The organism is Bacillus sp. FJAT-27225, assembly GCF_001685025.1.
In the GTDB taxonomy this organism is placed as follows: Bacteria; Bacillota; Bacilli; order Bacillales; family Cytobacillaceae; genus Bacillus_D.
The window spans coordinates 220,564-234,273 of sequence record NZ_MAYU01000023.1; the positions used below are offsets into that span (position 1 = coordinate 220,564).

12 protein-coding genes are annotated in these 13,710 nt (G+C 42.3%); 10 read left to right on the forward strand and 2 right to left on the reverse strand.

The annotated features are described in order from the left end of the window. The first annotated feature begins 395 nt into the window (after window positions 1–395). From A8F94_RS19980 to rlmD, 4 genes are all read left to right on the forward strand, one after another. Window positions 396–668: a YhdT family protein gene (locus A8F94_RS19980; RefSeq protein WP_066204464.1), complete on the forward strand. Its 273-nt coding sequence runs from the start codon at window positions 396–398 to the stop codon at window positions 666–668. Further along, a complete protein-coding gene (gene panF / locus A8F94_RS19985) occupies window positions 653–2,095 on the forward strand; it encodes a sodium/pantothenate symporter (protein ID WP_066204468.1) in 1,443 nt (480 codons plus the stop codon). Before A8F94_RS19980 ends, panF begins: the two co-directional genes overlap by 16 nt. Before the next feature lie 160 nt (window positions 2,096–2,255). After that, window positions 2,256–2,945 (forward strand): hypothetical protein, encoded by a 690-nt coding sequence (locus tag A8F94_RS19990; RefSeq protein WP_066204470.1) that lies wholly within the window; start codon window positions 2,256–2,258, stop codon window positions 2,943–2,945. Between the two features lie 273 nt (window positions 2,946–3,218). Then, window positions 3,219–4,580, forward strand: coding sequence for a 23S rRNA (uracil(1939)-C(5))-methyltransferase RlmD (gene rlmD / locus A8F94_RS19995; protein ID WP_066205104.1), 1,362 nt, complete (start codon window positions 3,219–3,221; stop codon window positions 4,578–4,580). Window positions 4,581–5,352: 772 nt separating this feature from the next. Here rlmD and A8F94_RS20005 read toward each other — a convergent pair. Further along, window positions 5,353–5,619, reverse strand: a complete 267-nt coding sequence (locus tag A8F94_RS20005) for a YdhR family protein (protein ID WP_066205107.1) — start codon at window positions 5,617–5,619, stop codon at window positions 5,353–5,355. A gap of 211 nt (window positions 5,620–5,830) precedes the next feature. Between A8F94_RS20005 and A8F94_RS20010 the strand changes: the two genes are divergently transcribed. Then, the gene (locus A8F94_RS20010; protein WP_066204475.1) at window positions 5,831–6,289 is read left to right on the forward strand and encodes a hypothetical protein; all 459 of its coding nucleotides are present in this window, start codon (window positions 5,831–5,833) and stop codon (window positions 6,287–6,289) included. Between the two features lie 73 nt (window positions 6,290–6,362). On the opposite strand, the gene A8F94_RS20015 is transcribed toward A8F94_RS20010, so the two are convergent. Further along, on the reverse strand, window positions 6,363–6,830 hold the full coding sequence (locus A8F94_RS20015; RefSeq protein ID WP_066204478.1) for a GreA/GreB family elongation factor: 468 nt from the start codon (window positions 6,828–6,830) through the stop codon (window positions 6,363–6,365). A gap of 287 nt (window positions 6,831–7,117) precedes the next feature. Here A8F94_RS20015 and A8F94_RS20020 point away from each other — a divergent pair, with 287 nt between their 5' ends. The 5 genes from A8F94_RS20020 (at window position 7,118) to A8F94_RS20040 (ending at window position 13,697) form a co-directional block, all read left to right on the forward strand. Next, entirely contained in the window at window positions 7,118–7,942 is an 825-nt protein-coding gene (locus A8F94_RS20020; protein WP_066204481.1) for an MBL fold metallo-hydrolase, read from the forward strand. Window positions 7,943–8,078: 136 nt separating this feature from the next. Beyond that, window positions 8,079–9,149, forward strand: coding sequence for a DmpA family aminopeptidase (locus A8F94_RS20025; RefSeq protein WP_066204484.1), 1,071 nt, complete (start codon window positions 8,079–8,081; stop codon window positions 9,147–9,149). A 122-nt stretch (window positions 9,150–9,271) separates the two neighbouring features. Continuing rightward, window positions 9,272–9,667, forward strand: a complete 396-nt coding sequence (locus A8F94_RS20030) for a VOC family protein (RefSeq protein ID WP_066204487.1) — start codon at window positions 9,272–9,274, stop codon at window positions 9,665–9,667. Window positions 9,668–10,472: 805 nt separating this feature from the next. Further along, window positions 10,473–12,392 (forward strand): ribosomal protection-like ABC-F family protein, encoded by a 1,920-nt coding sequence (abc-f, locus tag A8F94_RS20035; RefSeq protein WP_066205111.1) that lies wholly within the window; start codon window positions 10,473–10,475, stop codon window positions 12,390–12,392. A 141-nt stretch (window positions 12,393–12,533) separates the two neighbouring features. Next, window positions 12,534–13,697: a Gfo/Idh/MocA family protein gene (locus A8F94_RS20040; protein WP_066204490.1), complete on the forward strand. Its 1,164-nt coding sequence runs from the start codon at window positions 12,534–12,536 to the stop codon at window positions 13,695–13,697. Window positions 13,698–13,710 lie beyond the last annotated feature (13 nt).

The window sequence follows — 13,710 nt, forward strand, 5'->3', positions numbered from 1 at the left end:
ATTCTGAAATAATGAATGGAAAAAAGGACTTTTATCATTTATTACTATTGCCATCGCATGTCCAGTAAGATTACTGTATAATTTAGTCAGTATAATCGGCTGTCATGACAAACAGAGAAATGACTTTCCCCTGGCGACGAACAATTATTTCAGCCATACTAACAATGAATAGAGTGGTTACCTGCCACAAACCAGTTGACGAAATCCCTATTGTTGAATAATCTAGTGTAGTTCAATTAGAGCTGTTAACCACATGGCCCACTCAAAGCAACCTATGTGTTGCAACATGCATACTCGAAATGTTGAGAGAGAAGCCAACACTCATTTTGGTTGAAGACAACTAACCGCTATAGGAGTAGCCTTTTTTATTTCATATAAGTGAGAGGTATAAATGTATGGAGGATAAACGCTTCAAAATCGCACACCGGGAAGCGTTAATCGGTGTTGCACTTGTTCTGCTCAACTTTGCCATTTGGTATGGCTTTGCATATGGCCTTGGGAACGAGGATCCAAATACCTATGCGTACATACTCGGTTTTCCCGCATGGTTTTTCTATAGCTGCATTGCTGGGACGATTTTTATGATTGTGTTAATTGTGTTGGTCATGAAATTCTTTTTTACCGAAGTTTCACTTGATGAGGAAGATGAAGAATGCACTGGCAAGTAATTATTCCGCTTGCACTATTTCTTGTTGTTATTTTTTATATTGGCTTTTGGGCAAATGCGTACGTCCGGCGCTCTGACTCGTTTCTTTCAGATTATTTCCTTGGCGGACGTGAGATGGGCGGCTTCCTGCTTGCGATGACGATGATGGCGACATATGGAAGTGCGTCAAGCTTTATTGGCGGCCCTGGTGTGGCATATCAGACAGGACTCGGCTGGGTGCTGCTCGCAATGGCTCAATTGCCAGCGGGCTATTTTGTCCTGATGATTTTGGGGAAAAAATTTGCAATTATTGCGCGCAAATATGAAGCTATTACATTAATTGATTTTCTAAAGGCTCGTTATCAATCCAATGTGATTGTCCTGCTATCGGCGGTTGCGATTCTTATCTTTTTATTCGCGTCGATGACAGCGCAATGGGTAGGCGGAGCACGGTTAATCGAGTCATTAACAGGTCTATCCTACAGGGGAGCATTGTTAATTTTTGCAGTTGCAGTTCTGGTATACGTCATTGTTGGGGGCTTTGCGGCCGTTGCCTTAACTGATGCATTACAAGGCTCAGTGATGATTATTGGAACGGTCATTCTGCTTGTTGCGGTTATTATTGAAGGAGGCGGTGTTTCCTCTATAATGGCAGAGCTTGTAGCGGAAAATCCTAATCTGGTTTCGCCGTACGGTGCAGATGGAAGCCTTTCGCCACTCTATGTATCAACATTCTGGATCTTAATCGGGATCGGTGTAATAGGCTTGCCGCAAATCGCCGTCCGTGCGATGAGCTATAAAGACTCCAGAGGGATGCATCGTGCCATTATTATTGGGACCATTGGGATCGGGACCATCATGTTCGGAATGCACTTAATCGGTGTATTCGGACGGGCTGTTATGCCAGGGATTGAAATTGGCGATAAAGTAATGCCGACATTAACACTTGAAATACTCCCGCCTGTTCTGGCCGGCGTTGTACTGGCGGCGCCAATGGCAGCCATCATGTCGACCGTAAATGCTTTATTGATTTTAGTAAGCTCGACGCTTGTGAAAGATGTGTATTTAGGTTTTATAAAACCGGAGGCTAAGGATGCTGAAATAAAACGGATTAGTTTTATTGTAACGACAGTTGTCGGGATTGCAGTCGTTCTTTTCGCATTAAATCCGCCAGATTTATTGATTTGGTTAAATTTATTTGCATTTGGCGGGCTTGAATCGGCGTTTTTATGGAATGTCGTACTGGGGCTTTATTGGAAAGGCGCCAATAAATACGGAGCTCTTGCTTCAATGATTGTTGGACTTGTTTCGTATATTTATATTTATCACTTCCATGGCAATCTTTTTGGCATGAACAGTGTCACCATTCCTATTGTTGTATCGCTCTTCGTTTTTGTCCTAGTCAGTATGTCTACAAAAGGAATAGTCAAACAACAACATAGCATGTAAGGAGAAGCCACCTATTGAATTAAATAGGTGGTTTTTTGCCGGAAAACAGCAAAATCCCACTTTGTATGCATTTATTTATTGTCGATAAGGGAATATAATAAGAATAATAGACAAAATTTTCTTTATTTTTAGTATAGTAGGATGAAAACTGGAGGGTCATATGAGAAGAATTAGGAAAAGTTCTATTGTCTCTTACAGCCACTATGGACATACGAAAGTTCCAAACATGATTCAAACCGCATGCCCCAATTGCCGAAAAACAAGTAGTTTCACCCTTAAAGCCAACTATCAGACAGGCAAGAACGGGTTCCTGACAGAAGGGACGTGTTCAACATGTAAAAAGGATTCCACATTTGTAATGATTTTAAAAGGTGTTCCAGATGATATAGGAAACCCAATAGATGTTTATATCTATGACCCTCAATCTTCCAAACAGCCAATCAACCAGCTGGAACAATTGCCTCACATCCCTCCCGATTTAGTCAGGGCCTACCGCTCTGCTTTAAATATTTATCAGTGGAAGGATAATGCTGCCACAGCCGTGATGTCAAAACGTGTAATCGAAAGCATCTATAAGCATTTTGCAGGGGATAAAGGAAATGCAAAGCCACTTGCTGAGCAATCGGACCAAATTGTCGAGAATCTGGACTTAGTGAAGCCTATCCGTTATCTTGACCTGCTTCTTCGTCCCGACAATCCTTTTTATGAAATTCTGGAGCTGGAAAAGGATCTTGATGATGAAACAGCTGCCCACTTAATGGACCTCCTTGAGAATCTAATCGATTACCTTTTTGTCCTGCCTGGGAATATAGAAATTACCTATTCGAACATCCAACAGAAAATTAAATAGTGCTTTCAGTTTAGAAGGTGCCCTTCTGCCCGGTAGCTAGTGTCTGGGAAGCGGGCATCTTTGTTTTTTCAGGAGGCTGAAAGGTGTCCAGGGACGGGGCGCTTTTATTTTTTATATATGTTAAAATCTACTAGGTGTTTTCTAATCACTGATTGTCCTTTATACTAGGTAAGATGTGTGCATAATTTAACAGACTATAAAAGCCTTTTTATAATAGATAACTTTATTTCTGCAACAAAGGAGGAGACTTCATTGACAACAAGTGCCGAAACAATGGTTGCCGATATCCACCGGTTGGATGAGAAGGGTTCAGGCCAGGCTGCAATTTGGCGTGAAAACGAACATGGCAACTTGAAAAAGCTGAAGCTGACAATCCCGCAGACTCTCCCAGGTGAAAAAGTGAGTGTGACGGTGGACAGACCTGAAAAAAGGCGATGGAGAGCGCTTCCTAATGAGATTTTGGAGGCCAATCCCGAAAGAACTGCTCCGCCTTGCCCCCATTTTGAAAAATGTGGCGGCTGCGTATGGCAGCATTGGCAATATGAAGGACAACTGAAACAAAAAACAAATCATGTAAAGCAGGCGATAGAATCACAAGGTTTCGATCCGGATTTGGCCCTCGATACGATTGGTATGGACAATCCCTGGCATTATCGTAACAAAATGGAGTTCACATTTGCTCCCGATGGAACGCTTGGCCTGCATGAGCAAGGGAATTTCCGAAAAATCATTTCTTTGGAAACATGTTTGATTGCTGGCAAGGAGATGGTTGCTGCTTCAATGGAAGTGGCAAAATGGGCAAAAAGCCATCAATTAAGCGGCTATAATAAGGACTTGCATGAGGGCTTGCTGCGTCACTTAATGGTAAGGCAATCGTTTGCAACTGGGGAAATCATGCTCGCCCTGTTTGCAACGGAAGGACCAGCTGCCCATCAAGAGGCTGCTGATGATTTAGTGCGGCGGATTACGACGGCGTACCCACAAGTGAAAAGCTTGTTGTGGCTTGAAAACAGAGATTGGGCGGACCGTACGCAATCGGAAAACACGCATATCCTGGCTGGACGGGACTTCATCTATGATGAAATGGATGGATACAGGTTCCGCCTTTGGTTTGATACCTTCTTCCAGACAAATCCGACCCAGGCTCAAAAGTTGGTCGACCTTGCAATCGAGATGGGCGAGCCGAAAAAATCAGAAAAAATGATTGATTTGTTCTGTGGTGTTGGTACGTTTTCACTGCCGTTCGCGAATAGGGTAGGAGAATTAGCAGGCATCGAAATTGTCGAAACGTCGATTGAATCAGCGAAACGCAACGCTGCTGATAATGGCATCCACAACACTACCTTCCTTGCGAGGGATGCGAGAAAGGGAATCGACGAAATTCTTGAGAGCTTTGGAAAACCAGAACTATTGCTGCTTGACCCGCCAAGGTCAGGTGCAGGCGGAAAGGTCATGAGGAGAATTGGGCGTGCCAAGCCGGAACGAATCGTATATGTATCATGCAATGTAGATACGTTCGCAACCGATATTAAGGAGCTTGAGCAGTTCGGATATGTGCTGGAAGTTGTCCAGCCAGTTGACCTTTTCCCTCACACCGTCCATGTTGAATGTGTTGCGAAACTAACTCTTATGTAGTAACTAATCATTAAACCATTAACCCGTAAAATTCGGAGATATAAGGGACAAGGCTCTGTAAAAATGTAATACAAATAGTCCTCCAGATTACATGGTAATTTGGAGGACTACTTATGTTGATATAAAAGAATCACCTTCTATAACTGAATATTCATTTCACTGCGTATGAATACTAAGCGGAAAAATTCCGGCTAAATTGGGAAATATCCATATTTCTTTAAAAATTAACGGAGATTTTCCGTTTATTTTATCCAAACCGATGGATATTAACTTATTTAGAGCAGTTAAGCGGAATATCTCCGCTTATAAACGCTTCGTAAGTCTCCCGTATATACATTAACAGGAATTTTTCCGCCTATGATCATTCTTATACCTGAACAAAAATCGGTACGGAGAAGGAGGAAATAGCGGGGACCCAGAACAGCCATGAAAAGTGGTCTTGCTATCCTTCATGGTCTTTGAAGAGGGGAACAGCCTGAAAAAGATGGTCTTACCATCCATCATGTTCTATGAAGACGGGAACAGCCAGAAAAAACCGGTCTTACCATTCTTCATCAGGTCTATGAAGACGGGAACAGCCAGAAAAAAATGGTTTTACCATCCTTCATCAGGTCTATGAAGGTGGGAACAGCCAGAAAAAAATGGTCTTGCCATCCTTCATAGGAATAATGGTTACCAGCAGAAAGATGACGGACAAATTTTAAAAAGAAAATATATATGAAATAATGAAAAGGAGTAACAGCCTAAGTTACTCCTTTTCCATTTGACATACCTATTTTAGCGGGCCATTTGTAATTTCAGTAAGTTTAGGATTTATAGCAAGGATCTTTGCGTTTACTTCGGTTATGCCAAAGCCCGCCAATCTTTTGGAGTGGATATAGATTCCACCTGCTTCACTTGTTTCAGGACTCTCAGTCCAGATTTTCCACTTGAAGCCTTCTTCTTCATTGATGCTTTTTGCTAAATCAGCAAAGCCTTCTGCCATTTCATCTCCGAATGGTCCATTCATCTTAAAATCTACTTGCAATACGTATGCTATCGTCATTCTCCTTTATCAAGTAGTAGGTTAAATAAAAATCCCCGGATTTATACCCACTACATTTTAGTCAATCACGTTCATATAAAACCAATAGTTTATTGGATTTGTGGTTATACAACACATTGAAGAAATTGTTGAAATTTACTGCGGGGAATAGGGGGAATAATTTAATATTTAGGTGAAAAAGCTAGTGTAAAAAGAACGTTTTAGAATGGTAGGGTTTATTGCTTCGATTATTCTTTTTAATTTGATAGCCTTTACTACAAATAAACGGCTTACGAACAATCAGATTGTCCATGTTTGGACTTTTACAATTGCTGTCCAGGCGGTTACTGAGACGTTTATAGACTTTAAATACCATGGTTATGGGTACTTTACGAAGGAGATTAATTGGTGGGTGCTGCCTGCTTTTACGGTCTTGATTCCCCCGGTAAATATGATTTTTTTAAATTGGTATCCGTATGAGCAATTGATCTATAAACAAATGCTTTATATTCTGTATTGGACAATTGCTATAACATTGTATGAATTGCTCACCTTATTACCGGAACCATGGGGCTATTTTCAACATAATTGGTGGCGAATCGAGTATTCATTATTGGTAAACCCGTTTTTGCTACTCAGTGTATTGGGTTATTATAAATGGGTCTGCAAAGTTGAAATCTCATAATTCATTATCAAAAAAGCAACGACTTCCGTTTGGTGAAGTCGTTGCTTCTAAAAAATAGGCAGAAGGTACTGGGTTAAGCTTCCTTCAATGCTCCTTTGATATCCAGTTCGTGACCGGCAAAGGAAATTTCCTGAATGGTTACCGTAAGCTGTCCACTTGGGATTTTTATTGATACTTGATCACCGACTCTCTTAAGTAGAAGTTGTCTGCCTACCGGTGACAAAAACGAAATAATCCCTGAATCGGGGTCCGTTTGTTCCGGATAGGAAATGATGTATTCCTCAGTGTCATCTTCGTCCTCGAACACGACTGTAACCTTGGAGCCAATGAAAACCTTTGGTATAGACGTAATTAAATCATTTCGCTGATTTTCTTTTAAAAAGCCCTCAACCTCCAGGGTGTATTGAGCAAAGAAATCCTTTACCCGCTCCCCAACCGGGGTGGATGAGATATAGAGTTCAGTTAATTCCTTGATATGTTCATCAATATATACTAATTGGTGGACGAAGTAATCTTTGCTTAGAAGTACACTATGGCTCATAGTAGATGACCCCCAGACTTGGATTGAACTTCTCGCCAAATTTCATGAATACTTTCATTCCTTTCGCCTCCTAAAAAAATGATATCTTTCACCCAATAAGGAGGGCCTGCTGCCTCCTCATTAAAGAAAGATATTAGGACTATTTTATCACAAAAGTGAAAAAATTTCATGAGAATTAGGAAATCATAGGAAATTTGGTATTTTCTTCAGTTTTAGACAAATGGATGAATGAATAGCCATTCACTTTCTGTTAACATGAAAGAAGGAATGATTTAGGGGGAACAGTTATGCTGATTAAGAAGTATTTTTCTGAAAAGACAGCGAATGGTGTGCATATGGGTAACGGCACTGTATCTATAAAACGGTTTAAAATGAATGTTCATTCCTTTTTCATTGATGGTGTGCTGATTGACACAGGAAGCAAGTCATTGGAGAAGTATTTCAAGCCGTTCTTCAGCCAGCTTGAAATTGATAAAGTGGTCATTACACACCACCATGAAGACCATACTGGCGGTGCTGCGTTTTTGCAGAAGGATTTCGATTTGCCGCTTTATATGAATCGTATTAAGATTGGGGATTGCTCGGAAAAGGCGGATTATCCGCTTTATCGACAGGCGTTTTGGGGAAAACGCCGTCCTTTCCACGCCGAGCCTTTAGGCGGAACTTTTCAGTCTCCCTATGCAACCTGGAGGGTCATTGAAAGTCCTGGCCATGCCGTTGACCATGTTTGTTTTTTAAATGAGGAGACAGGCCAAATGTTTACTGGTGACCTTTATTGCCAAGAGAAGACAAAAGTTGTCCTTCGCGAAGAAAGCATCCCTGAGATTATTCAATCATTAAAAAAGGTTTTAACTTATGATTTTGATGATGTGTTTTGCTGCCATGCTGGTTATTTGCGCAATGGGCGGACTGCCTTGAAGAACAAACTTGAATACTTGCTGAACCTGCAGGGAACAGTCTTAAAGATGTATTATGAAGGCAAAACTCCTGAAGAAATTAACAATACTTTGTTTTCAAAACGATATCCCATTATGTTCTTTTCAGCAGGGGAATGGGATTCGATTCATATGGTACATTCTATCCTTAAAAATCAGGCAGCTTCTGTTAGTTAATTCGGATCTGCCTGTTCTGCTGTTAAAAATGTATCCCCTGGCTCTCCTCATGGGATTATCCTCAAGCATCCACCTTATAGGCAAGGCACTTTTTCGGTACCACCCATTTGATATAGTTAAGGAAGGAGGGATTTCCATGTTAAATCAAAAACGAATCAGAGAGTATGGGATCAAAATCGGAAGTATGAAGCCCGGGATTCATAATGCAATAACGGACGTTGAAGGAGTGTCGGTCGGCCATGTAACCCTAAGTGATAAAGGAATGCAGACGGGAGTCACGGCAATCCTGCCGCATCAAGGGAATCCATTCAAAGAAAAATTAATTGCCTCAAGCCATATAATCAATGGATTTGGCAAAACAGTCGGCACGATTCAAATGGCTGAGCTGGGTACATTGGAGACTCCGATTATCCTCACGAACACGTTAAGTGTCGGAACTGCTGTAGATGCTCTGATTGACTACGCCTTGGAACGAAACCCTGAAATCGGACGGACAACCGGAACAGTGAATCCGGTGGTTGCTGAATGCAATGATATGTTTCTCAATGATATTAGGGCAAAGTATGTTAAGCCCAACCATATTTTTGAGGCAATTGAGAACGCCTCTGTTGAGTTTGAGGAAGGTGCAGTTGGAGCTGGCCGGGGTATGCTCTGTTATTCAATGAAAGGTGGAATAGGCTCGGCCTCAAGAATCGTTGAATTGGAATATGGTACATATATGATGGGAGTCCTGGTATTAACGAATTTCGGAAGTATGGCTGATTTTCGGGTAAACGGCAAGCCTGTCGGCAAGGAATTGCAAGATGCAATGGAACACCGTTGCGAAATGGAGGATAAGGGCTCGGTTATTGTTGTCGTTGCCACTGATCTTCCTGTTTCGGAGAGGCAATTAAATAGGATTTTGAAACGGTCCGTAACCGGGCTGGCACGGACAGGTTCAATTATCACAACAGGTAGCGGAGAAATCGTCATTGGATTCTCAACAGCAACGAAGATTCCCCATGATAAACCATCTGGCCTCCTAACCATACCGTCCATCCATGAAGAGGACATAGACTTCGCCTTCCGGGCAGTCGGCGAAGCCACAGAAGAAGCAGTCCTGAATTCCTTGATTACCGCTGAGGAGATAGTGGGAAGGGATGGAAATACCAGGCCGGCACTAAAGGATTTGCTAAGGAAGTTTTCGATTTCTTTGTTGAATGAGTAGGGTTTCGAATAAGCCTTTGGTGCAAAAAATTAGTGACTGTTTTCCTTAAGTTATAGAAGGAATTCATATGGGTTATCCTGAATTACTATTATGCAAGGATTAATTCAATCTGGAGGGGAAGTATGGGCCGATTAATTCATTTTGAGATTCATGTAAGTGACATGGAGCGCGCAATGAAGTTTTATGGAGAAGTATTTGGCTGGTCGTTTCAGGATTGGAGCGACTATGCGGGGATGCCTTACTTCGGAGCGGTCACAGGGGATGAGGGGCAGCTGGGAATCAATGGAGCCTTGATGAAGCGTCATGGTGCTCCGCCTGAACCAGGACAAGCGATGAATGGCTTTGCTTGTACGATGGGCGTAGACAATTACGATGAAACGGAAACTAAAATCCTTTCCAATGGCGGCCAGGTTGCTCTGCCTAAACACGCTCTTCCCGGAATGGCTTGGCAGGGATATTATTTAGATCCCGAAGGCAATATATTCGGTATCCATCAGCCTGATGAGAATGCTAAATAATAACAAAGAAAACGAATAATAATTTTACAAAATTACCATTTTATGTGATAATAAAGGAAATTTCGGAGGAGGGAAGTAAGTTTATGATGGAACCAGCTAATTGCCAGAATTAATTTTTTGAAAATTAATATCGATTTTGTAGTGAGTATCAAAAGGGTCTATTTGAATAGGTTTCTTTGTTGTACTCTTTATGGAATCATGGCAATTGGAAGGTAAACTTACTTACTGATATCCGAATATGATTGAATGGAATGGCGTACCGCGTTTATTGATGGTACCAAGCAGGTACAGCCGTGTACTCTTATTTGGCTGGTGCTAATCCTCTTGATTATATTCACGATGAACAGGCTGTAAGAAGCAACCGTCTTCTTATGGTCTTTTTTATTTGGCTGTGTTAATGAAAATTAGTTTTCATGGAGAAGGACCAGACTCTTTATACGTACGAGGTTTAGTGTGCCACTTAGCTACCACCTAAATTGGGCAGAAAAAAAGCTCTATTGACGACCGTAACAATTAATTTTTAGTTACAAAGTCGAAAATACGCTATAGACGACTGTACGCGGTAATTATCGCTCACACGGTCGGCAAGAAGCTCTATTGACGACCGTACGAAGAAATAATTGGTCACAAAGTAGGCAAGAACCTATTAACGACCGTACTCGGTATGATTCGTCCACACGGTCGGCAAGGGTATTCCGGTAGCAGGGCTCCATACTTGTACTAAAAACAACAGCGACATTAGGTAAGGTATTCTTCTTTGCCCTGTCCATAAAGAGAGATTATGGATGAAAGAAGGGTAATTTTTATGATGGAGTTAAAGGTAAGAGGTTTAAAAAAATATATGGAAGCCACTCTTGTGGTGAATAATATCACCTTTGAAGCGTACGAAGGAGATAAAATCGGAATTGTTGGGGCAAACGGGAGCGGCAAGAGCACGATTTTGAAAATCATTGCCGGGATTGAGCCGATGCACTACTACCCGGGTTATCCGCAAACATCCAGCCCAGGCTATGATGAAGGGGTGATTTTCCTTCCAAAAGAAGCGACGAAAGCGTATCTTGATCAATCGCCATCCTATCCGGAAGGCTTGAAGGTCATTGATGTGTTAAATCTGGCTTTTGAGGAGGTCGATGCAATTGAACAGCAAATGCGCGAGCTGGAAAAGAAAATGCAAACAACGGATGAGGACCAACTGGAAAAAGCACTGAATAAATACAGCAAGTTGATTCAGCATTATGAGGCAAAGGGCGGATATGAGCGGGAAGAAAAGCTAAGCAAAGTTTCCACAGGGCTGAATTTTTCCGAAACCTTCCTTGATAAGGACTTCGATTTGCTGAGCGGCGGCGAGAAGACAACGGTTGTGCTCGGGAAGCTGTTAATCCATAACCCGGACATCCTGCTTCTTGATGAACCGACCAATCACCTGGATATGGAAGCAATTGAATGGCTTGAAGGATTTCTCAAAAACTACAAAGGAATTGTGCTCATTGTGTCCCACGACCGCTATTTTCTCGATAAAACCGTAACAAAGGTTGTTGAGATTGAAGACATGGAGTCCACATTCTATAAGGGCAACTACTCCTCTTTTATCAGTCAAAAAGAGGAGAATATGCGAATTCAATATGAGCATTTCCGCGAACAGCAGAAAAAAATCAACAACATGGAGAAGCAGGTGCCGAGCCTGAGGGATTGGGCTTTGCGGGCAGATAACAACAAGTTTTTCAGGCGTGCAGCTTCGATTCAGAAAAAACTCGATAAGCTGGAGCGGATCGATAAACCTATCTTCCAACGGAGAAACATGAGGCTGGATTTCAAGGCTGCTGAGCGTTCCGGGAATGAAACCATTAAAGCAATCGGGCTCGAAAAACGTTATGAGGATAAGGTGATTTTCAAAGGTGCTGATATGCTTATCCATTACGGAGAACGGGTCGGCCTAATTGGTCCGAATGGGAGCGGAAAAACGACCTTCCTGAACATGCTGCTGGGCGAGGAAACACCGGATCGTGGTGTTGTCAAGCTTGGCGCCAATGTACAGGCTGCATACCTGCCACAGAAAATCAATTTCCCTGACGAAGAATTGACTGTTCTTGAAGCGTTCAGGGAAGGAATTTCTGTCCTCGAAGGGAAAGCCCGTGAGTATCTGGCGAAGTTCATGTTTTATAAAGGCAGCGTTTTTAAAAAAGTAAGGCATCTCTCTGGTGGAGAGAGAATCCGCCTAAAGCTGGCAATGCTGATGTTCAAGGATATTAATCTGTTAATCCTTGATGAACCGACCAACCATCTTGACATTGACTCAATCGAAACACTGGAAACAGCGTTAGAGGAGTTCAAGGGGACGATTTTCTTCATTTCCCACGACCGCTATTTTATTAACAAAATCGGTGACAGAGTGGTTGCAGTTGAAAATGGTCTCCTTACTAGCTATCCAGGGAACTACAATTATTATAAAAGTGAACTGGATCAGCGGAAGGAGCTGGCCGTACCTCTTGCTAAAACAAAAAAGGACAATAAGCCGGCCATTCGGGTCCCTGAGCGGGATTGTAATCAGGCTGACAAAGCCCTTAAAAGGATTGAAAGACTGGAGCGTGAAATAAGCTTACTCGATTTGGAGCTGGCCGCCAGCCAACTCGATTATGAAGAGCTTCACAGGATGCATTGCAGGAAATTGGAATTGAGTAAGGAAATTGAGACAGCCATGGAAGTCTGGTTCAAATTACAAGCCTAATGAATTAAAAGCAGGAACCTTGCCAGGGTTCCTGTTTTGTTTTAAAAACTGCGGGCATATGAGGTTTGCTTTTGAAAGAAAGGAAGTGCTATGTTAGGTTTGTAGACTAGTATACAACTTATCCTATAAAGGTGGTATTCAATGAGTACAATTAAAGTGGGTGTCATCGGAATCGGCAATATGGGCAGCATCTATGTCAAGATGCTGGACAAAGGCCAAATTCAGGGAGCGGAGCTGGCGGCAGTTTGCAGCCGGAATGAAAAAAGGATTGAATGGGTCAAAGCCAATACAAGTAAAGATGTGAAAATATTTAAGGATGAGGATTCCTTTATAGAGGATTCGGGGATTGATGCGGTTCTAATTGTGACCCCACATTACAGCCATCCTGATTTGGCGAAAAAGGCATTTGCAAAAGGGCTTCATGTTCTTGTTGAAAAACCGGCGGGTGTTTTCACAAAAAATGTCCTTGAAATGAATGATGCAGCGAAGGCTTCCGGCAAAGTGTTCGCCATCATGTATAACCAACGGGCAAATCCCCTTTATCAAAAAATCCGCGAGCTGGTCCACTCGGGTGAACTTGGTGAAATTAAGCGGACGAATTGGATCATTACTGATTCCTACCGGCCGCAAAGTTATTATGATTCAGGTACATGGCGCGCCACCTGGAAGGGCGAAGGCGGTGGGGTTCTCTTGAATCAGGTATTGCATCAATTGGATATATGGCAGTGGACGACAGGACTGATGCCAAAAGCCATTCGTGCAGTCTGTGGTGAAGGAAAGTATCATGATATTGAAGTTGAAGATGATGTGACCGCTTTTGTGGAATATGAAAATGGGGCGACTGGAGTTATTATCGCTTCTACAGGAGAAGCTCCAGGTACGAATCGGTATGAAATTGTTGGCGACCGCGGGAAAATCGTTGCCGAGAATGAAGAACTTGTTTTTTATAAACTAGCCCAATCCGAACGTGCATTTAATGCCTCCTTCAAAGGTGGATTCGGTACCCCGGAATATGAGAAAATCACAATTCCTGTAGAAAGCGAGAACGGCAATCATGCCTTTATCATCCAGAACTGGATCGACGCAATTGCGAAGGGAACGCCTTTGCTTTCGCCTGGGGAAGAAGGGCTGCTTGCATTGGAAATCACAAATGCGATCTACCTATCTTCCTGGCTGAATGAACCAGTCAGTTTGCCAGTAGACCCGGACTTTTATTACGAAAAATTGCAGGGAAAAATCAATAGATCCACGTTTAAAAAAAAGAATGTAACGGCACAGACACTGGACGTAAAGGGGACGTATTAAGAAAGGAGCAGAC